Here is a 21,468-nt window from a genome sequence, read left to right as displayed (position 1 = left end):
GAGCCGCTTGTTTACAGGATTTTATGAAAAATTCACAGATTTTTATCCGTTGGCGGATAAGGCTACTTCAGCCCGTGGATTTTTTTACGGTATTGCTTGGGTGTAATTCCCGTATACTGCTTAAACAGCTTGCAGAAGTAGCCTTCATTCACAATTCCCACTTCCTCGCATAATTCCATAATGGAGTAATCCCTCGATTGCAACAGCTCCAGGGACAGCTCAATCTTCCGGCGGTTAATATAATCCACGACTCCTTCCTTCATGGTTTTCTTGAACAGGCTGCTGAAATAGGTGGGGGCCAGGTTCACATGATCGGCAATGGCCTGAAGACTCAGGCGCAGCTTCAGATTCCGCTCAATGAACCGCTGGGCTCTTGTAATCTCTGTGCGGTGAACAAGCTTGTTCTCCTGCAGACATTCCGTGATAAAGCTGCTGATGAATCTGAGCTGCTCCCGGAATGTCATAAATTGCAGCGGGAACTCCTCGTCCTCAGACTCCATAACACTCCATGATTTCAATTTTGCTGAAATGCCTCGATAAAAATTCCGCAGCATAGGCGCCAAGATGGACTTATGAATTTTATTATCCGAGAAAAACCGGCTTATCTCTGCCATCCGTTCATCCAGCTCCGCTCTGGTAACATCCCTGAACATCCAGTCAAGAAAATCCGCCAGCTTCTCTTGAAGGGCCTCCCGCCGGTCATTATGGTAAGGGATGCGGTGTGCTAAGGTAATGACCGTCTTATCCTCATGAAAATAGAAGTCCGCACACACACCAGCCGCCTCCGTATAGGCTTGGTTAACCGACTCCCAGCCCCGGTGGGGACTGCCGAAGGCAACAGATACCTCTTGATTCAGGAATTGCTTCAAGTTCTGCACAATCTGGCGTCCCATCGTCTGGCAGACCAGCTCCGTATCCATTTCACTGCGGGTATGGCTCCAGGCAAGAAATCCGATAAAATGATTGTCGAGCAATTCGGAGGCCGCTCCTGCACCGAAGCTGACCAGGGTTTCATCGATGATATTGATAACCGCATATTTCAGAATACTCTGGTCTACTGCCGAATACTCGTTTCGAAAGGTGTCATAGTGGTTCATCTCTGCAATAAAGCAGCAATAATGAGCCTCAAAAAATTGAAGCTGCATCCGTTTTCCGAAGTCCGCAGCCCGGTGGGGGGGAACCTCCCCCCTGACCAGCTCGTTGAAAAACTGCTTGCGTACCCGGTACTTATTCTCCTGCACCGCCACATTCAGGGATAGCAGCTCGTCCTCCTTTCTTCTGGCTTCCTCCATGGAGGCGGCCGCCTTATCCAATGCCCGCTGCAGGGCTTCTTCCCGAAGGGGAACCTTGATGATGTATTCCATAATATTGGCCTGGATCGCCCGTTGGGCATATTCAAACGACGAGTATGCCGTAAGGAGAATGTAGCGGGTGTTGGGAAGCTTGGGCTTCAGCTCCTCAATCATGGATATTCCATCCAGCTGCGGCATGACGATATCCGACAGGATGATATCGGGCTTCAGTCTAAGCGCCTCCTCCATCCCCTTTATCCCGCTGTATGCCTTACCCACCAGAAGAAACCGTTTATCCCTGCGGGCCAGCTCCTGGAAGAACAGCTCCAGCCTTTGCAGAATCAAATCCTCGTCGTCAACAATGAGGCAGGTGTAGGTTCTCATCTTTATGCAGCTCCTTTGCCGGACTGGGCGGGAATAACGCACGGACTTTGGTTCCCCTGCCGGGGATACTGATAATCTGCAGACCATACTGCTCTCCGTAATGCAATTTGATTCGCTCGTGAATGTTGTTCATCCCGATTCTTTTGCGCTTAGGCTCCAAACCGGCCGAATCGGGCACCAACAGATGCCCGAGCTTATCCTTTGTGATCCCTGCACCCTGATCCTCCACCTCAATGACAGTGAATTCACCCTCGCCATAAGCACGAATGGCAATCGATCCCTCCAGCTGCCCGCCGCTATATCCGTGAAAAACACTATTCTCCACTAACGGCTGCAGCAGCATCCGAAATACCGGGAACGCCATAAGCCCTTCCTCAATCTGCTCGATCAATTGAAAGCTCCGGTTATAGCGGATATTCTGGATGGCAATATAGTCGGAAACATTCTGCAGCTCATAACGCAACTCAACCTGCTCCGAAGCTTCCGATATTCCGTATTCCAATAAGGAGATCAGCGAGCCGATCACCACATCAACCTTATCCAGCTGTCCCAGACGGACGACATTGCTGATGGAGCCCAGCGTGTTATACAGGAAATGAGGGTTAATCTGCGATTGCAGAACCTGAATTTCCAGCCTTCTCCTGAGCTCGTTTTGCTGCTCAGAGCGCTGCATCAGCTCGCCGATTTGCTGCAGCATCCTGTCAAATGCCCGGGAGAGCTCGCCAAACTCATCACTCCGTTTTATGGATATGGTCACATTCAGATCGCCTTGCTCCACCCGGTTCATTTTGGCCTTCAGGTAATACAGCGGAATGCGGATATACTTAGCAATGAAGTAGGAAATGAGCAGGCTTAGCACTAAGCCGGCAAGCAACAGCCCGAAGTAGTACGTTTGCAATCTGGCCAGCGCCGCCTCCAAACGCGATTCATCGTTAATCGAAATGATGAACCAATTGAACTTTTCTGTAGGCTGCTTCAAAATGGAAACCGGATTCCCTTCCTTGGTGCTGACCTGCATACTGGACCCGCTGCTGTCCAGAATCTGTTCCCCTGACGTCTCCCCAATGAAAAACATGTGGTCATCTACTTCCAGAGGCTCTCTATTTTCGGAGAAGCCGGCGATTATTTTACCTGTTGAGGTGATAAGCGCCAGATTCATTTGTTCCTGTTTATTAATCTTGAATAAGGCTTCCTCGATGGCATTCAGATCCAAGTCAACTGCCACTGCTAGGGGGACTGGAGTACCGCTTAAATACCGGACCATAGTCACCGTCCAGCCAGAATATGCGGATTGATAAGGCTCGCTTACAAAGGTTGCCCTTCTGTTTTTGTCCGCCGCCTCAAGCAGAGGCTTCCGGTCAGGCAGCGCTTCGTCAAAGATACGGGTAGCCGTGCTTCCGCCGATAATGGACAGATCGCTGTTGATCAAATAAATATTGTTGACATAATTGCTGTTCAGCTCATACAGCTGCCTGACCTGATCCCGGATCATATCCGTGTTGCCCAGATTGGCCTGCACCGATGTTTGCAGGGAAAAGAGAATGGTCTGGAAGGAGGAAAAGTTGACGGTTAAATATTGATCCACCTTATCGAGGATCTGCTTGAGATAATAGTCGTCATTAGCCCTTACCTCCATCTGGATATATCGGTAAGACAATTGGCTGATCAAGATGATGCAGCTTAAAACAAATGCAAAGCACATGAGAAATAGTTTCATAGGCAGGCTTGTTCTTCTTCGCATCGGCTGTCTTCCCTTTATGCAGATTTCATTCAAGCATACCATAATCCAACAAAGAGAGGAGCAGCACTTCGCTCCCCTCTTCCCTGTATTTACTTGATATATCCCAGTTCCTTCAGCTGCTGATCTACATTATCCTTATATTTCTGCAGGTCGAACTTGGTTTCCAGGGTTTTGATGAAGCTATCCCAGTTGGAGAGCGGTTCCTTGCCGCTCATGAACTTGATTAAGGATTCATTGATGAAGCGTACCCGCTCCACTGCCTTGGTATCGTTGGCATCAGCCGTCAAGGAGGCTCCGGGCAGAGTAGGAGCTACGTACTTCTGATTGTTCTCGAAGGCCTCTATGGTTTTCGGGTTTTTGAAGCTGAAGTATTCCGCGTCATCACCGCGCCGGGGGAATTTATAATGGTCCACCCAGGCGTATTTATCCTTCACCTCTTTGGATAACTCAGGGATTTTATTCTTTGCCTTGCCGTCTACCAAATCCCAATGGATTCCTTTCACTCCGTATGCAAAATGGGGGTAGGCCTCTTTATCCGTAAAAACATACTCCAGCATGGCCAGGATTCGGGTGATTTTCTCCTTGTTTGCTTTTACGGAAATCGCCCAGGTGTTGCTTTGGTATGTTTTTCTCTCCAGAAGCTGATCCCCGTACGGCCCCTTCATGGGAGGAATAATGACCCAATCCGGAATTTCTCCGCCGACCTCCTTCATTTTCTGCTGGGCATCCGGCTCCATCCTGCGCGCGTCTCTTACCATCACACCGACCTTGCCCTTAAACAGCTTCTGATCGAGCAGATCGGAGGTATTCATGGTTACCCAGTCGGGGTCCACCAGCTTGGCTTCCATCATCTTATTGATATAACTAAGCGCCTCTTTCATTTTAGGATCCGTGAATAGCATAACTGCCTTATTATCCTTGACGTCAATAGCACCCGGAGGGTTTACACCGAACATCCACATCAGGGTGTCGAAGCCATAGGATGTAAGAGTCCCTTCCTTATTCATACCCCCGATGAATCCGTAGGTATCGTTCTTGCCGTTGCCGTCAGGGTCCTTCTCTGTAAAGGCTTTCATTACCTCGAACAGCTCATCAGGCGTTGTCGGCACCTTCAGGTTCAGCTTCTTTAACCAATCATTGCGGATATAGATGCTGTTGATCATCCCGTTTACATTGTCGTAGCCCGGAACGGCAATGGTTTTTCCTTTATATTTGGCCGCATCCCAGGAGCCGCTGCCAAAGCGCTTCTTCAATTCGGGGAATTGCTCCAGATACGGAGTCAAGTCCGCCAGAATCCCCTGGTCGTAATATTGCGCCAGGTCCGTCCGGGTTTTCAGGAAGATCAGATCGGGAATATCTCCGCCGGCAATCAGCGTATTCAATTTGGTGGTCGCCTGTCCAGATTGGGGAATAATCATATCCAGATCGATATTTACCGCTTTCCCCAGCATCTGACGCTGAATATCCTCCTCCAGGGGTGGAACCGGAGCCGACGCGTTGAAGGTACCTTGATTGAACATCGTGATTTTCAACCTGTTGGCGAACTTGTTGGCTTCGGCTTTCGGGCTGCCCGAAGCAGCCGTTGCGGCTGCAGGATCAGCCTCATTCTTTCCTCCGCAGCCTGACACAGCCGCTCCCAAGCCGACTATTGCAGCCAGCACGGGAAAAATAATCTTTTTACGTTGCATGTTGACCTCTCCTTTGTATATATAGTATCACACCGGAATGCCCTATACCCTCACAGCGCAGATCGTGGAAAGGAAGAACATTCCGGCGTTAAAGCCACCGCCCTTCTTACCCTTTAATGGAGCCTACAAGTACGCCCTTGGTAAAATGCTTCTGCAAAAACGGGTAGACGATGAGGATCGGTACCGTCGTCACCACAACAGCAGCCATCTGCAGGGCAATGGTGCTCACATGCTCCGAGCTGGAGCCCATATCCGCACTTTGCGCCTGAACATTAAGCAGGATATTGCGCAGAATCACTTGAAGCGGCATCCATTTCGTATCATTGATATACACGATGGCATCGAAGTAGCTGTTCCAATGCCCGACTGCATAGAACAAGGAAATGGTTGCTAAGACGGGCATGGAGAGAGGCAGGATAATCTTCCACAGAGACTGCAGCTCGCTGGCTCCGTCCACCCGTGCCGACTCCTCAATTTCGGGAGGAAGCTGCTCGAAGAAGCCTTTGATAATAACCAGGTTAAAGGCGCTGATCAAATTCGGAACGATAAGCACCCACGGGGTATTCAGCAATCCCAGGGAACGGATGACCAAGTACGAAGGGATGAGGCCCCCGCTGAACATCATGGTAAAGACGATAAACAACAGGAAGGGACTGCGTCCCGGCAAATATCTCTTGGATAGGGGATAAGCGGCAATCACGGTAAAAAGCATGTTGAGTGCTGTCCCCGCAAGGGTACGAAACAGGGTAACCTTATACGCCTGCCCCAGACCCTGGGAGAAAAGCACTTCCTTGTAGGCCGCGAAGGTAACCGCCTCGGGGATAATCACAACCCCTCTTCTTAGCACCTCCGCCTCCGAGGTAACGGAAACGGCAACCACATACAGGAAGGGAAACAAACAAAGCGCGGATAACAACACCAGTATGCTATAGACAAAGACTTGTCCCACTTTTTCTCCAAACGTCTGATTTACCATAATCGATCTCCTCACCAGATTTGCCCGTCGAATTTTTTGGCAAGCTTGTTGGACGCCAGCACCAACCCAAATCCGATCACGGCTTTAAACAAACCCACTGCAGTCGCCAAGCCGATCCTTAACCGTTCCAAGCCCTCCCGGTACACCCAGGTATCGATGATGTCGATCTTCTCCTGGTTGAAGGTGTTGGAGAACATGAATATTTGGTCAAAGCCGGCATCCAAAATGTGGCTCAGCTTCAGAATCAGCATCAACACGATGACGCCCCGGATGCCGGGCAGTGTCACATGCCACAGCTGTCTCCACTTGGAGGCTCCGTCCATACGGGCTGCTTCATACAAGCTGGGATCGATTCCCGCCAAGGCAGCAAGGTACAAGATAGCTCCCCAGCCGATGTCCTTCCAGACCTCGGACATGATGATCACCGGCCTGCCCCAGGAGGGTTCAGTCAGGAACGAGATGGGATTGAAGCCGTTTTCCTTTAACAGCATATTGATTAGGCCGTCTCCCGGAGACAGCAGGGATACCATTAAGCCGTACACAATGACCCAGGACAGGAAATGGGGCAGGTAGGTGATGGTTTGCACAATCCGCTTGAACCATTGCTTCGGCACTTCGTTCAGGAGCAGGGCTAACAGGATAGGAGCGGAAAACCCGATTAACAGCTTATACAGCGAGATGATGATGGTGTTCCCCATAATGTCCCAGAAGTACACTCCATTGATGAAATCCTTGAAATTACTGAGCCCTACCCAGGGGCTGTCCCACAGTCCCAGCACCATATTGTAATTCTTGAACGCAATCACGATTCCCGCCATCGGGATATACTTGAAGATAACAAAGTAGATCAGCGCGGGAAATAATAAAAGGTACATGGTTTTATACCTGCGGATTGTCTTAATCCGGGTTTTTAGGCTGGCGGGTAGAATGCCGGAGCCTGGTCCTGCTGCCCATTTCGTCTGCATATCATCACTGCTCCTTATTTTTCTATATCTTAGCATGCAGGCTATGGGGGTTATTGCTTGGATCTTTCGAAGTTCTTATAAGATCTTAAGCCGGCAATCGCCCGGAGTCTGCCGCGCATTCCGGCATCCGCCTGATGGATTGAAGAGGCTCCCCGGATGGACAAAAAAAGCCCGCCGTCTCCGGCAGGCTCCTTGCAGCTATCTTTATTTCTTCATCTTCTGGTACCACTCGTTGGCTTCCTTGGTGATGTCATCCCCGCCTAGGCTCTTCCATTCCTTGACGAAGTTGTCGAACTCCTCGATGGGCTTCTTGCCATAGATCATGCCGATGAAGGTATCCCCCTCCAGCTTGGCGAGAATACCGCCCTTCGCCTGCATGGCCGGGGTGTTGGCTCCGGTGAAGGCCTGCGGCACAAAAATGCCCGCTTTCCAGCCGTCGTCCACGATTTCCGAGGCTTTGATCACATCCTTGTTGCTGGTGGCCGCCCTCTTCTCCGAAGGAGTGACAGGCGCCTCTCCCCGGCTCAGCCGGGCGTTGGTCTTCAGCCCTACAAAAGGATCCTTGGGCTCGATAAGCAGATACTTGGCCGGGCCCACCTTGCCGCCGGGAATATCCTTGTCCTCTACGGACCGGGTACCGTCTGCTTTGAGGGTGTAATCGTAATCATTATACCAGCCGTTGACGAACTCGCTGCCTTCCTTGGCATTGACGGCTTCGAAAATCCGGTTCAGATACAGGAACAGCGCATCCGCATGTTTAAAATCCTTTTTGACCAGCATGCCGCCACGGAGATAGGTGGTGTCCCGGGCCGCCACCTTGCCGTTCTGGGTGGGCAGCGGATACGGCTTCATGGTTGCGCCGGCCACATTCTTCTGCAGATCAGGTACAGGCCAGGTGCCCATCCAGTACGGAGCAGCTACAATGCCAACCCGGCCTTGGGCGATCAGCTCCGCCAGCTTGTTCTCGTCATGCAAGCCCGCTTCCTTGGAGATGAAGCCCTTGTTGTACCATTCCTTCAGCTTGGTCAGACCGCCCTTCATCTGGGGGACAGTGGAGCCGTGGACCAGCTTGTCGTTTTGCACAATCCATTGATACGGGACGGTGCCGAAGGCGCCGAATACCCAGGAGCTTTCCCCCAGCCAGCTGGTGAAGGGGTTGGGGTAGGAACCGCCGGAGCCGAAACTGACCCCCAGGGGAATCACATTGTCATTGCCGCCGGGCTTTTTGTCCAGGATGGTCTGCATCAGGGTTTCCAGCTCCGCAAAGGTTTTGGGAGCGCTCATCCCCAGCTTATCCAGCCAATCCTGGCGGATCCACAGCACGGAGTTGTCGTTGCCCGCATTGGCGAAATTGGGCAGGGCCATCTTCTTGTTGCCATAAGTCACCTGACTCCAGTTCAGGGGGTTGGAATTGTATATTTCCTTCACCTTGGGAGAGGCATACGCTTCAAAATCAGCGGTGATATCCCGGTATTTGCCTGATTGAATCAGCTCATCCAGCAGGGTCATATCCTGGGTGGTAATCACATCCGGCAGGGATTCGTTGGCGGTAAGCATCAGCCGCAGCTTGGTATTGAACTGGTCACCCGGCACCTGCCACAGATGTTTAATGTCAATGCCCAACTGGTCATGCGCCCATTTGGTATGGACGTTGTTCTCCATGGTCTCCCCGTTTTTGAATTTGATGGTGGAGTCCGTGGCTTTCACTGTGGTGATGGTCACCGGCGGGTCAAACTTGTACGTACCGTTCCGGATGGCCTCAGCCGTTTCATTCTTGGCTGCGGCTGTGGCTGCAGGTGAGCCTGCCGGCTCTGCTGTGCCGCTGCCGTTATCCTTGCTGTCCGCACATCCCGCTGCCGTGGAGAGGGCGATTGCCGCAGCAAGCGCCATACATGCGAATTTTTTGTTCATCTGTTTTCGAACCTCCCTTTCGGACTGTAATCCGTTTGCAATTCTTATCTTATTACAGCGCTTACAACCCGGTAAGAGAGAAAGTTTTAAGATTGCCTGTTAATTTGTTAAGGTCCCCACGATCTGCTACAGGCCTAGCCGGTCCCGGAATTCCTGGGGCGTCACCCCGTAATGCTGCTTGAACAGCTTGCTGAAATAAGGGGGATTCTGAAAGCCGAGGCGGCTGGCCAGCTCATAAATTTTGATGTCAGTGGTGCGCAGGAGCATTCCTGCCTTCTCCATCCGGTAGCGGATAATAAAGTCGCTGATATTCTCCTTCATCTCCTGCTTGTAAAGGGTGGACAAATAAACAGGGTGCAGCCCCACGTGATCGGCAATGGTCTGCAGGGACACATCCCCGGCAATTTGGGCCTCGATAAACCGGTGAATTCGGGCTATCAGCTGGCCCTTGCTGTCCTTAAGATCCCGGAAGCTGGCCGCCTCCATGTTCCGCAGGGCATCCAGCGCCCATCCCCGCACCCGTCCGGGATGCCTGAACAGCCCGGGGTCTGCCGTCAGTCCCGCCTCCCAGCCGGACATCTCCAGCAGAGTCTTCCCCTGGAGATGAGCCAAATACAGGAAGGCATTGGCCAGCGTATACACAATCTCCATCAGATGCTCCTCCGAATCCAGCATCCGCTCCTCCATCTCGGCGAACATCTGGTCCAGCTTTGATCGTGCATCATCATAACGCCCCGCCTCCAGAAGCTGCTGGAAGCCCGGCGGGCTGTGCAGGGTTTGCAGGGATTTGGACTGGCTGCGCTGCTCCCCGCTGCGCAGGAGACGGCCCTGCCCGCTGCGGGGCACCTTGCGGAACTCATTCAAACCAACGCGGTAGGAATCCGCCAGCTCCTCCGGCAGTCGGAAGCCGCCGCTGACCCATACAGAAACCTGGCCCTTCAGGAAGTCAGACACCTTCTCCTGAAGCTCCAGCGCAGCGCTTTCGGCCATGGATGCAGCGCCGCCAGTGTCTTCCGCCTCTTCCTTGGGTTGCAGCACAAACACCAAATAGTCATTGGTGTCCTTGCAGGACCATATCCGGCAGCGTGACTCCAACAGCTCACCGGCAATATTCTGAACCGCATACTCATACAGGGCCAGATCCCGGTCCCCGGATTGCCGGAACACCCCCTCCAGCCGGGCTAGCACCATAAAGCAGGGCACCTCCGGCCGGAAGGACAGGCCGTATTCCTCCATCCGCGCAGCCGGCTCCCGGGCAGGCAGCGCCGTTCCGGCCAGCAGCTCCTTCAAAAGCCCGGTGCGCAGCATGGGCAAATGGGTGTGCAGTGTCCGCCTGGTTTGCTCCAGGGAGCCCTTCTCCGCTTCCTCAAGGCGGATGGCTTCCACAAGCTCTGCCACCTGCGACAGCAAATCCTCATCCTTCACCGGCTTCAGCAAATAGCTGGAGATCCCGTATTGGATAGCCTGCCGGGCATATTCGAATTCCCCGTAGCCAGAGAGGAGGACGCATTTGATCAAGGGATACTGCTCCCGGATGCAGCGGCACAGCTCCAGCCCGTCCATCCCCGGCATCCGGATATCCGTCACCACGATATCCACCTCCGTCCGCTTCAGCACCTCCAGGGCGGCAAGCCCGTTTTCCGCCTGATGCACGCTGCCGACGCCCACACCTGCCCAGTCATTGTTCACTAAGCTTTTCAGAATCATCGGCTCATCATCCACCAGCAGCAATTTGTTCATCATGACCCTCCTCCTCTTGTTTCCAGCGTAGAATAACACGCAGACCGCCCAGCTCCTCCGACTTGTCCAGGCTTATGCCTGCACCCGCGCCAAACCGTGAGCGCAGCCGCTGATGCACATTCCACAGGCCGCAGCCCGTTTCCGCATCCATGGGACGCTCCAGGCTTTGCACCAGCTCCTGCAGTGCCTGCTCCTCCAGCCCCGCCCCGCTGTCCTCTACAACCAGCAGGTTCCAGCCGTCTTTCCGGAAGCCGGTTATCCGGACCGTTCCCCGGCCTGGTTTGGGTTCGATCCCGTGTTCAATGGCATTCTCCACCACCGGCTGCAGGATCAGCCTCATGATCGGCTCCGCCAGCAGATCCGGAGGAACCTCAATACGGTAATCCAGCCGCTCCAGCCGCAGGGCATAGATATTCAGATAATGGCTCACCAGCTCCAGCTCCTCCCGGAGTGGGGGCAGCTGATTCTCCACACGGGTAGTGTAGCGGTAATAATCCGCCAGGTGGAAGGCCATACGCTTGATGGTGTCCATCTCCCCCGCTTTGGCGCAGGCGGCGATAAAGGACAGGCTGTTATACAGGAAATGGGGATTAATCTGGGATTGCAGCTGCTTGAGCGTTGCCAGCCGTGACCGGTTCTGCTCCTCGTACACGTGATGGATCAGATGCTGGATCTGGGTGCCCAGATCGTTAAACCGCAGCATCATATAATCGAATTCGTTATGGAATTTCTTGCGGATGCGGAAGGAATAATTGCCCCCTTCATACTGCTTCAGCCCCTTCACAATGGCGGATATGGGCTTTTGCACATGCAGATATAAGAGATAGGCGACGGTGAAGGCCAGCAGAATCAGAAAGACCAAACTGAGATAAAACAGATTCCGGGCCTGGATAATCGGAGCATGGATTACGTTCAGGGGCACGTAGTGGAACAAATAGGCGTCCAAGGAGGGCAGCTGCACATAGCTCAGATAGGCCTTCCGGTTGTCCTCCTCCATATTCCGGTGGCCGCTCTCCCCCAGCTGCTCCTGCATCAGCTCCTTCCCCATCTCGCCGAACCGCGCGTCTCCGGCGGCTGTTCCGGCAATGGCCGCTCCTCCTTTGGTCAGCAAAAAGGACTGTCCTGCCGCCTCCGACTGATACTGCTGCAGCATCCTGCGGATATTGTCAAGCCCGAACCGGACCTCGTACACGGCGCTTGCCGTTTGGGGGCTGCTTTTGGAGAAATACGGATCCCAGATAAACAGCTGGTAATAGGGCTCCTCCAGGGGGCTGTTTTGGCGGAAGGCCCATTTGCCGTTTTCCGAGCGGTCCAACAGCGCCTGATCGTAGCTGTCCCCCGGGTTGGTGGACACCCGGTGCCCGACTGTAGGCCAATAGATGGACAGATGATTGGACCAGCTGCTGGAAAAGCTCTGCATATACAGCTTCTCCTTCACCTGCCGCTCTGTATTGATCATGGCGTAATAATCGTCCCTGAGCATGCTGGTCTGCAGCTCCAGCACCGACGAATCCCGGATCAGCACGCTGGAGGAGAGAGACAGCCGCTCGGCGTTGGCTTCAATCTGCTGCTTCAGAAATTGGAGCTGTCCGGTATTCTGCGCCGTAATCTGGTCGTCGATCACCTTCAGGCTGGTCCTGTTAAAATAGGCGAACAGAATCACCACAGGCACCAGCAGCATCAGCATCACCACATTCATTTTGACAAAAATGGGCCGGTTTCTCCGCATCCCGCTTCCCTCCCGCTCCAAGTTACACCGTGCCGTCCGCGTCTTAAGATAGTGACACCGATCTTAAAACCTTGTTCTATACACCGTTTCCCGCCCCGCCTTACAATGGGAACTACAGAGGAATCCACAAGGAGGGGCCAGAATGAGGAAAACCGATACTGCACCATTATACGGGGTTGGAAACGTTTTAAAAAGGAAAATTATTATGCGTCATTATAAAAATTGGAGATTGCACCTGATGCTGCTCCCTGCTGTTCTGACTGCCCTGATCTTCAGCTACGCGCCGATGCCGGGCATAGTGATGGCCTTCCAGAACTTCAAACCCTGGCTGGGTATCCAGGGCTCGGAATGGGTGGGTTTGGACAACTTTAAGCTGATCTTCACCATGAAGGATTCGGTCCAGGTCATCTGGAACACCCTGTCCATCTCCGTGCTCAAAATCTTCTTCGGCCTGACGGTCCCGGTCACCTTCGCCCTGCTCTTGAACGAGGTCCGGGCTATGAAGCTGAAGCGCTCCATCCAGACCATGGTGTATTTGCCCCACTTTATGTCCTGGGTCATTCTGGGCGGCATTCTCCTGGATCTGCTCTCCCTGGACGGGCTGCTGAACCAGGCGCTGATCTTCTTCCGGCTGGAGCCCATCCTGTTCCTGGGAGACGGCTTCTGGTTCCGGGTGACGGTGATTGTCAGCGACCAGTGGAAGGAGTTCGGTTTCTCGGCTATCGTCTTCCTGGCAGCCTTGGCAGGCATCAACCCCGACCTGTACGAAGCCTCGGAAATCGACGGCGCGGGGCGCTGGAAGCAAACCCTCCACATTACCCTGCCGTCCCTGCTGCCTATTATGAGCGTGGTGTTCACCTTATCCCTGGGCAACATCCTCAATGCCAACTTCGACCAGATTTATAACCTGATCAATCCGCTGGTGCTCCAGCAGGGGGATATCATCGATACCTATGTTTTCCGCAACTTCCAGGGCGGCCAGTACAGTCTGGCGGCGGCGGTGGGCCTGTTCAAATCCGTGGTGGGTTTTATCCTCATCAGCGGCGGCTATTACTGCGCCTACAAGTGGACGGATTACCGGGTATTCTGACGGGACGACAAAACAAGGAGGCAGGCAACCATGTACCACAAAAATTCAACCTATAAGATTTTTTACGGCTTCAATATTTTTCTCCTGCTGCTGGTATCGGTGCTGTGTGTCCTGCCGATTCTCCATATCTTCGCCGTTTCCCTCAGCGGCAAATCCGCTGCCGAGGGCAATCTGGTTACCTTTTTCCCCATCGATTTCAATCTGGACAGCTATACCGAAACCCTGAAGAACGGAAACTTTGTCAGCGCTATCCGCATTTCCGTTCTCCGCGCCTTGATCGGCACAGGGATGGCCATGATGGTCACCATCCTGACGGCTTTCCCCCTGTCCCGCAACAGCAGGGAGTTTGCTCCCCGCAACCGTTATGTATGGTTTTTCCTGATCATCATGATCTTCCATGCCGGCCTGATTCCCAGCTACCTTCTGATCCAGAAAATCCATCTCATCGGCTCCTTCTGGGTTTACATTTTGCCCCATCTGCTGAGTGTCTGGAATGTGATTCTCATGATGAACTTCTTTAGGACCATCCCGAAGGAGCTGGATGAAGCGGCCATTGTGGACGGGGCTTCCTCCTTCCGGATATTGGGCTCCGTGTACCTGCCCATCTCCATGCCGGCCATCGCCACCATCTCGCTGTTTTCCATGGTGGGCCACTGGAACAACTGGTTCGACGGCATGCTGTACATGCGTTCGCCGGAGCAATGGCCGTTGGCCACCCTCCTGCAGACCATTGTTGTGGCGCTGGACCTAAGCAAGGCGGGTATCAGCTACGAGGACCTGCAGCAGCTCTCCAACCGGAGCCTCAAGGCCGCCCAAATCTTCATCGCCATGCTGCCCATCCTGGCCGTGTACCCGTTCCTGCAGCGTTATTTCGTCAAAGGCATGGTGCTGGGAGCCGTTAAGGAATAAGCCAACTCCCGAAATTTTATAAAAGCCCAAAGTCAGGAACGATGACGGTTCCGGCGCTTTGGGCTTTCATTCTTTTCACCATTAAATGCTCCCCATGAATATGTCTTCGGACCGGCTACAATTTCAACACCTAATTCTTTCAGCTTTATTACTTCATGATCAATATCTTCAAAATTGAACCCAATTGACATTTTCCCGGTTCCGTTATGCTGACTGAAATTAAACTCCATATCGGATTCTGCCGCTCCTTGGGAGTATAGGGAGATCCTTAGTGATCCGATTTCAAATTGAGTAAGTATTTTATTTTTTTCGATAGAAATTTAATCTCGCAGTCCAGTGAAACAATTCGAAAGTGTGGATAAAAACCGAACTTTGCCGCATCCCATTGAAACGGCTTACATAAGTCCTTGACATCTCCCAAAACCGGGCCATACAATGAGACTGATTTTCACTGAAATGGCAGCCTATGGAGACCTTCACTATGGGTAGCCATATGTAGTAACCATCTACTTTTGGGGGGAACAACATGAACCGTATTTGCAAACAGGCATTATCCGCCTTATTGGGCACGTTCCTGATTTTGAATCTGGCCGGATGCGGCGGCGGGGATAACGGCTCCGCTTCATCCGTGGCTTCTACTGCTCCAGCGACCGTACCCGCAGCGGCTTCTTCATCCACGGCGTCTACTGCCAAACCAAGCACCGCACCTGCCGCAAAGGCCAAGCTGAAGGTCGGTGCCCTGAAGGGGCCAACAGGCATGGGCATGGCCCAGCTGATGGAGCAGGATGCGCTTGGCGCAGCGTCAGCAGACTATGAGTTTACACTGCTGGACAGCCCGGATGATATGACTGCCAAGATCATTAACGGTGAGCTGGATGCCGCCGCGATTCCCACCAATCTGGCCCTGACCCTCTATAACAAAACGGGAGGCGCCATCCAGTTGGCCGCTGTTAATACGTTAGGGGTCCTGTACGTGCTGGAAAAAGGGAACACCATCACCTCCATTGCCGACTTGAAAGGCAAAACCGTATATACCAGCGGCAAAGGGGCTACTCCGGATTTTGCTTTCCGCTACATATTGAAGCAGAACGGGCTTGATCCCGAGAATGATGTCACCCTGGATTACAAGCTTCAGCAGACCGAGCTGGCGGCAGCTGCCGCTTCCGGGGACGCTCCCATCGCCCTGCTTCCACAGCCGCATGTGACCACTGCCATGCTGAAGAACCCGGAGCTGCGAATCGCCCTGGACGTGACCAAGGAATGGGCAAAAGCCGCAGGTGCTGGCAGCCAATTGGCCATGGGCAGTCTTGTTGTTCAGAAAAAAACCGTTGCCGCCCAGCCGGATGCAGTGAAGGCCTTCCTGGCCGAGTACAAGACCTCTGCAGAATTCGTCAATAAGGACAGCGCTAAAGCTTCCGAGCTGATCGCCAAATATGCCATTTTGCCCAGTGCGGCTGTGGCGTTGAAGGCCATTCCCTTCTCCAACATTACCTACATCGAAGCTCAGGAAGCCAAACCGATGCTGAACCAGTTCTACAAGGTGCTGTTTGACTTTGAGCCCAAGTCCGTAGGAGGCAAGCTGGCGGATGAAGGCTTCTATTACTCCAAATAAAGCACCGGCTGACGGGAGACGCGGTGCAGGCCTAATCCGGATGGGGTTTCTTAAAAAAGCCGCCGTGCTGGTTTTTTGGCTGCTGGTCTGGCAGCTGGCTTATCTGGCGGTGAACCGGGAGCTGTACCTGCCTGCACCACTTACTGTTCTGCATCGGTTAGCCGGGCTGATCCGGCTGAAGACCTTCTGGGTGGATACACTGTGGTCCGTGCTGCGTGTAGCGGAGGGGTTTATCCTGGCTTTGGCCCTGGCTGTCCTGCTGGGTGTGGCATCGGGACTCAGCCGCCTGGTGCATGCACTCATCAGTCCGGTGGTTACGGCTATAAAAGCGACTCCGGTGATGTCCTTTATCATGATCGCACTGTTCTGGTTTTCCTCCGGCCAGGTGCCGGTATTTATCTGCTTTCTGATGTGCTTTCCCATTGTGTGGACCCCTATGGTGGAGGGCATCCGCAATGTGGACGGGCAGCTGCTGGAGATGTCGCGGGTTTTCCGCGTCCGGCTTTGGGTGCGCATCCGGCGGCTGTACGTTCCGTCTCTGCTGCCCTACTTTACGCCCGCCTGTCTCAATGCGCTGGGTTACGGCTGGAAGGTTGGTGTCGCTGCGGAGGTGTTGAGCCATCCGGCCAGATCCATCGGCAGCCATATGTATGAAGCCAAGGCTTATTTGGATTCGGCGGAGCTGTTTGCCTGGACGGTGGTGGTCATTGTGCTCAGCATGGGGTTTGAACGGCTATTCACCCTGCTGATCCGCCGGCTGCCCGCCGGTAATAGGGAGGTGGTTAGACCGGATGCTTAGTGTGGAGCGTCTTCATAAGAGGTATGCCGGGTTGAAGGTAATGGAAGACTTCTCCCTGGAGCTGGAGCAAGGGCGGGTTCATTGCCTGTTCGGCCCCTCCGGCTGCGGCAAAACCACCTTCCTGCGGATACTGGCCGGTCTGACTGCCCCCGATGCGGGCAGCATCCGGATGCCGCAGGATGAGCTTAGCGTTGCTGCGGTGTTTCAGGAGGACCGGCTGCTGCCATGGCTGACGGTCCGGGACAACATAGCGTATTCGGTGGAGAGCCGGATGGGCCGGAGTGCTGCCCTTGCGGAGGCGGAGCTCTGGGGAGAACGGGTGGGGTTGGGTGATTTTCTTGGCGCATTGCCGAGCCAACTGAGTGGAGGCATGCAGCGGCGGGTAGCCATTGCCCGGGCGCTGGTCTGTCAGGCGGAGCTGCTTTTCCTGGACGAACCCTTCAAGGGGCTGGACTATGCGCTGAAGCAGGAGCTGATGGGATTGGTGCGGGAGGAATGCCGCCGTAAGGGGCAGACGGTCCTATTTGTCACTCATGACCCCGAGGAGGCCTATTGTCTTGCGGACCGGGTGTATATGGTGGAAGGCCCGCCGCTGTCGGTGGCGAAGGAGCTGGATGTGGATGCTTTCCTCCGGGAAATTACAGGCGAGGAGGAAGGCGCAGCCCTACAGCGCTTCCGGGCTTTGCTGACGCAATCTGGTCGCATGGATACTAATTAGAGCTTTGCTTGCACCCAGGCGCTCCCCTAGCAAACTGATGCAGAGCGGCGCTTTTCCTAGCTAATTGATGCAGACCGGCTCGTTTCTTCCCCTGCAGTCGCGGCCTTTTTGAGTCCACACCTCGGTTTACTGAGCCTGTTGGGCTCTAAACCCAGGCTTGCCGGCAGCCCCTCCCCGCTAGCGGACCCACGTTCCTCTATTTAGCTAAAATGACCGATTTGGCGCTACTGAGGGACACAGAATCCGCTATGTGACGCCAAACCGCAGGTTTCACCAACCATGGGAGCAAATAACGTATCCTCAGTCCACGAAATCACCAAAAGTGTGTTTTTCAGTAGAATAACGGATTCTCAGTCCGTTTCGTCCCTGAACGGTTGCCTAACCTAATACTGAACAACAAAAACCCGCGGAAGCCATAACGGCCCGCGGGTTTTTGGCGCGCCACCCGCCCCCTTACGGGATACGGGTGGGCAGAAACCGGGCATAAAAAAAGAGCGCCGCGTGGGCGCTCTCCCTTGCTTATATAGACCCGGTGGGGGTCGAACCCACAACCTACCGATTAAGAGTCGGTTGCTCTGCCATTGAGCTACGGATCTGCAACGTTTGTAATAATATCACGGCTTGTACCGAAATGCAACCCCCATTTTCTATACCCCGGAGGTCTTGCTCGGGCATACCGGAAGCCGGTTTCCGCTATTTTCCGGGAAAGGAAAAATTCCGGCGGGAAAATGGAAGAGGTTTTCCGTTATCGCAGCAATTCGTGCCTCCGCTAGGGATAAAACCAGCGGATAACGGAAAAAGGCTTCCGCTATCCCATCCAGCCGGAAGCCCTCCCAAGCAATAGCGGAATGGTCTTTCCGCTAAACCTCCCGGCGGCCAAAAGGTCATCCCACCCTAACAATGGGTTAGCGGCCGCCTTCAGACAACAGTAACAGCCGCCCTCTGCCCCAGTTAGACGACGGATTGAGCCTCGAATCCGGCACCTCAGCCCATACTCTACCGGGCCAGCAGCTTCAGGACCAGCGCCTCCAGCCCCTCGGCGTCATCCTTGTCCAAAACCGGCACACCCTCTCCGGCAGCTCCCCGGACCGTCTCCCCAGGCAGCCAGCTGGCTACTCCAAGAAGAGACTCCAGCCTGCTCAGCAGCTCCAGCTGCTCCTCCTGGCGGATCATCGCCAGCTTGGGGTAGCCTTCCGTTTTGAAACCCTCCACCAGCACCACATCCATGTCCCGCATCCGCTCCAGCATCTCCGCTAGTGGCGTATAACGTTCCTCCAGATAGCAGGTTCTGCCCATAGCCTCGGAGGAAATAGCTACCACCCTGGCTCCAGCCTCCCGGTGGCGCCAGGTATCCTTGCCCTCAACATCCATTTCGAACCGGTGGGCGTCATGCTTGACCGTCCCGACTATAATTCCCCGGGCGGCCAACCGCTCCACAAGCCGGCAAACGAGAGTGGTTTTGCCGGAATTTTTGTAGCCGACCACCTGTACCACTAGGGGCTGCTGCTTCATCATAAGCGGCTTCCTCCAAGAGGTATCACACGGACCAGCGTCTCTTGCACCAGCGGGGCATCTCCCGGCGGCACTACGATCAGACAGTCGGCATCCCGCAGGGATACGGTAATGCTGGAGGCATCCACGCCCACAGGCGCCGCCCATAGCTGCCCTTCCGGCCCCACGGTGCGGACCCCGCGGACGAACCGGGTAAACTTGGCGTCGGTTTTTAACCTATCCGCCTTCAGCCGAGCGGGGAAAGCGCCTAAACCCACGTCGACTCCACCCATAAGCTTCCGGAGCGCCGGCCGGACCAGCAGCTCAAAACCTACAAAGCAGGCAGCCGGATTCCCTGACAGGGCAAACAGCAGCTTGCCGCGCCGGATACTGGCGGTGGTTGGGCTGCCCGGACGCATCGCGAGCTTATTAAATAGAAGCTCTCCGTCCCAGCCCGTGGTCAGATCATACAGGATATCGTAATCCCCCACCGAAACACCCCCGGTGGTAATTACCATATCATAGTCGTCCATAGCAGCGGTGACGGCTTGACGGGCCAGCTCCAGCTCATCGGGAATCGCCCCGGCCAGAACAGGCTCACAGCCAGCCTCCCTTAGCTGCGCCAGCAGCATATAGCTGTTGCTGTTACGGATTTTGCCCGGTGCAAGCGGCTCCTCTACGGCAAGCAGCTCCGAGCCCGTGGCGAACACGGCAACCCGCGGCCTGGCATACACCTTTACCTGAGCCGCTCCGAACATGGCCAGCAAAGCCGCTTCTCCGGGACCGATCCGTCTGCCCGGCTCCAGCAGCTTCTCCCCTTGAACAATTTCCAGCCCGATTTCGGAAATATTGGCACCCGTTTTCGCACTCCGCAGAATGGAAACCGCCCCGCCTTCCCCTTCCTCCTCCGGCAAGGTATCCTCCAGCCTGACCACCGCATCCGCACCATCGGGAACCGCAGCCCCGGTCATGATCCGGACCGCTTGGCCGGGCTCAAGCCTCCGGTCATAGATGCTGCCGCAAGGAATTATTCCCGTAACCGCCAGACGAACGGGTGAATCCTCCGACGCTCCCGCCGTTTCCTCCGCCCGGAGAGCATATCCGTCCATGCCCGAACGCCGAAAATGGGGCACCGGCTGATCTGCAGCCAGGGGCTCCGCCAGATAGCGGTTCCATGCCTCCGCCAAGGGAACCGTTTCCGTCCGTCCCGGCTGCAGCCTTTCCAATATCCGTGCCGCGGCTTCCTCAACCTGTAAAGCTGTCCGCTGGAATTTCATGCAGCTTCCCCCTTACCTCTGGCTTCATATTATGCTATTTCCCCTCCGGCTTCTGGCCGGCAACAGGCACCCGTTCCGGAGCAGGCTTTGTTTTGCCTCCTGCAGCCAGTTGGTACCAGGTCGCTCCTCCGTCGGATGTCAGATACAAATCATGCTCATAGGTACTGATTACCCGTTCCTCCGGCTTCACAGGATTGTGCGCGGAAAATGCCACCGCATCCCCCTTCAGCTCGGGCAGAGGAATCTCCGCTGTCTGTTTGCCGGTGGAATCCAGCTGCAAGAGAGCCGGCTTATCCTTGAAGGTTCCTGCAGTGATCATACCGTCCCTATCAAAGGAGAGGGATGAGATTCCCAGACCGGGCAGCACCTTCTCAAAGGTATTCCCCTTATCCTGGGACAAAAACAGTCCGTCTCTTGCCCCCATAGCCACCAGCTCCGGCCGCTCTGGGTGCACCGCCAATCCGGTAGGTTCACCCTCAAATCCCTTCATGGATGACCTCATCCAGCTGCCGCCCTCATCCGTCGTATGATACAAGCCGGGCTGACGCAGGGGTTGAACCCCGTAGGTTTCATGATAGCCGTAGATAGTAGCGGGAGAGCGCACTGTCGAGGCCAAATAGTGGAATTCCACCTTTCCCTCCAAGGCTAGAAGCTGCACGTTTTGCCCAGCATCCGTGCTTTTGGCCAGACCCAAAGGGTTAGGCAGCTTGGAGCCCGGCCCGGGCTTCCCGCTGGCATAAAATCCTCCCTCAAACGGGGCGAAGGCCACAAAATCATGACGGTCTCCCCCTTCCGACTGCCACCGGTTGTCCCGCCACCATTTGATGCCTTCATGGGTGGCAACCATAATTCCGCTGCCGGAACGGTCATATGTCATGCCATATATCTGGATCAGATTCATGGATTCTTTCTTATCCCGGCTCTCCCACATTCCAGAGGAATTAAACGCTCCCATCAATACCGCCAGTGAACCGGCCAGCAATGCGGCCGTCTTCAGGCCCCGTGCCTCCTTGCGGTTGGGCAAGGACCAGTATTTGGCCGTCAAACCGGCGCAAATGAGACAAAACAATAGCAAAACCCAGGTAGACCAATGTAAATTTCCGATGTTTTCCACCGCCTTATGTAAGCTCTACGTGACATTATAGC

The 21,468-nt window shown here is 54.4% G+C and carries 17 protein-coding genes and 1 tRNA gene; 5 read left to right on the top strand and 13 right to left on the bottom strand.

What is annotated here, in order from left to right:
• Positions 1-62: 62 nt before the first annotated feature.
• The 8 genes from ACI1P1_RS18325 to ACI1P1_RS18290 all read right to left on the bottom strand — a co-directional run bounded on the left by ACI1P1_RS18325 (position 63) and on the right by ACI1P1_RS18290 (position 12,426).
• The gene (locus tag ACI1P1_RS18325) at positions 63-1,676 is read right to left on the bottom strand and encodes a response regulator transcription factor (protein WP_416217882.1); all 1,614 of its coding nucleotides are present in this window, start codon (positions 1,674-1,676) and stop codon (positions 63-65) included.
• The gene (locus ACI1P1_RS18320; RefSeq protein WP_416217881.1) at positions 1,648-3,345 is read right to left on the bottom strand and encodes a sensor histidine kinase; all 1,698 of its coding nucleotides are present in this window, start codon (positions 3,343-3,345) and stop codon (positions 1,648-1,650) included. Before ACI1P1_RS18320 ends, ACI1P1_RS18325 begins: the two co-directional genes overlap by 29 nt.
• Positions 3,346-3,506: 161 nt before the next feature.
• Positions 3,507-5,105 carry an extracellular solute-binding protein gene (locus ACI1P1_RS18315; RefSeq protein WP_416217880.1) on the bottom strand — a complete coding sequence of 533 codons (1,599 nt, stop codon included), beginning with the start codon at positions 5,103-5,105 and terminating at the stop codon, positions 3,507-3,509.
• A 106-nt stretch (positions 5,106-5,211) separates the two neighbouring features.
• Entirely contained in the window at positions 5,212-6,081 is an 870-nt protein-coding gene (locus ACI1P1_RS18310; RefSeq protein WP_416217879.1) for a carbohydrate ABC transporter permease, read from the bottom strand.
• Positions 6,082-6,092: 11 nt separating this feature from the next.
• Complete coding sequence (locus ACI1P1_RS18305; protein WP_416217877.1) at positions 6,093-7,046, bottom strand: ABC transporter permease; 954 nt, start codon at positions 7,044-7,046, stop codon at positions 6,093-6,095.
• Between the two features lie 204 nt (positions 7,047-7,250).
• Positions 7,251-8,957 (bottom strand): type 2 periplasmic-binding domain-containing protein, encoded by a 1,707-nt coding sequence (locus tag ACI1P1_RS18300; protein WP_416217875.1) that lies wholly within the window; start codon positions 8,955-8,957, stop codon positions 7,251-7,253.
• A gap of 126 nt (positions 8,958-9,083) precedes the next feature.
• Complete coding sequence (locus tag ACI1P1_RS18295; protein WP_416217874.1) at positions 9,084-10,700, bottom strand: response regulator transcription factor; 1,617 nt, start codon at positions 10,698-10,700, stop codon at positions 9,084-9,086.
• Positions 10,672-12,426 (bottom strand): sensor histidine kinase, encoded by a 1,755-nt coding sequence (locus ACI1P1_RS18290; RefSeq protein ID WP_416217873.1) that lies wholly within the window; start codon positions 12,424-12,426, stop codon positions 10,672-10,674. The genes ACI1P1_RS18295 and ACI1P1_RS18290 overlap by 29 nt, the downstream gene beginning before the upstream one ends.
• Positions 12,427-12,631: 205 nt before the next feature.
• On the opposite strand from ACI1P1_RS18290, the gene ACI1P1_RS18285 reads away from it, so the two are divergent.
• A complete protein-coding gene (locus tag ACI1P1_RS18285; RefSeq protein WP_416217872.1) occupies positions 12,632-13,516 on the top strand; it encodes an ABC transporter permease in 885 nt (294 codons plus the stop codon).
• Between the two features lie 30 nt (positions 13,517-13,546).
• Positions 13,547-14,425 carry a carbohydrate ABC transporter permease gene (locus tag ACI1P1_RS18280; RefSeq protein ID WP_416217871.1) on the top strand — a complete coding sequence of 293 codons (879 nt, stop codon included), beginning with the start codon at positions 13,547-13,549 and terminating at the stop codon, positions 14,423-14,425.
• A 32-nt stretch (positions 14,426-14,457) separates the two neighbouring features.
• On the opposite strand, the gene ACI1P1_RS18275 is transcribed toward ACI1P1_RS18280, so the two are convergent.
• A complete protein-coding gene (locus ACI1P1_RS18275) occupies positions 14,458-14,724 on the bottom strand; it encodes a VOC family protein (protein WP_416218004.1) in 267 nt (88 codons plus the stop codon).
• A gap of 227 nt (positions 14,725-14,951) precedes the next feature.
• Between ACI1P1_RS18275 and ACI1P1_RS18270 the strand changes: the two genes are divergently transcribed.
• The 3 genes from ACI1P1_RS18270 to ACI1P1_RS18260 are packed head-to-tail and all read left to right on the top strand — an operon-like array spanning position 14,952 to position 17,554.
• Positions 14,952-16,037, top strand: coding sequence for an ABC transporter substrate-binding protein (locus ACI1P1_RS18270; protein ID WP_416217869.1), 1,086 nt, complete (start codon positions 14,952-14,954; stop codon positions 16,035-16,037).
• Positions 16,012-16,836: an ABC transporter permease gene (locus ACI1P1_RS18265; protein ID WP_416217868.1), complete on the top strand. Its 825-nt coding sequence runs from the start codon at positions 16,012-16,014 to the stop codon at positions 16,834-16,836. Before ACI1P1_RS18270 ends, ACI1P1_RS18265 begins: the two co-directional genes overlap by 26 nt.
• Complete coding sequence (locus ACI1P1_RS18260) at positions 16,829-17,554, top strand: ABC transporter ATP-binding protein (RefSeq protein ID WP_416217867.1); 726 nt, start codon at positions 16,829-16,831, stop codon at positions 17,552-17,554. Before ACI1P1_RS18265 ends, ACI1P1_RS18260 begins: the two co-directional genes overlap by 8 nt.
• Positions 17,555-18,078: 524 nt before the next feature.
• On the opposite strand, the gene ACI1P1_RS18255 is transcribed toward ACI1P1_RS18260, so the two are convergent.
• The 4 genes from ACI1P1_RS18255 to ACI1P1_RS18240 form a co-directional block, all read right to left on the bottom strand.
• Positions 18,079-18,150: transfer RNA gene (locus ACI1P1_RS18255), tRNA-Lys, on the bottom strand.
• Between the two features lie 400 nt (positions 18,151-18,550).
• Positions 18,551-19,069: a molybdopterin-guanine dinucleotide biosynthesis protein B gene (mobB, locus tag ACI1P1_RS18250; RefSeq protein WP_416217866.1), complete on the bottom strand. Its 519-nt coding sequence runs from the start codon at positions 19,067-19,069 to the stop codon at positions 18,551-18,553.
• Entirely contained in the window at positions 19,066-20,322 is a 1,257-nt protein-coding gene (locus tag ACI1P1_RS18245; RefSeq protein ID WP_416217865.1) for a molybdopterin molybdotransferase MoeA, read from the bottom strand. Before ACI1P1_RS18245 ends, mobB begins: the two co-directional genes overlap by 4 nt.
• Before the next feature lie 34 nt (positions 20,323-20,356).
• Complete coding sequence (locus ACI1P1_RS18240; protein WP_416217864.1) at positions 20,357-21,391, bottom strand: F510_1955 family glycosylhydrolase; 1,035 nt, start codon at positions 21,389-21,391, stop codon at positions 20,357-20,359.
• Between the last annotated feature and the right edge of the window lie 77 nt (positions 21,392-21,468).

The organism is Paenibacillus mesotrionivorans (assembly GCF_046098205.1).
GTDB lineage: Bacteria > Bacillota > Bacilli > Paenibacillales > NBRC-103111 > Paenibacillus_AR > Paenibacillus_AR mesotrionivorans.
Note: the sequence above shows the minus strand (reverse complement) of the source record. Positions and strands in the feature narration are given on the sequence as shown.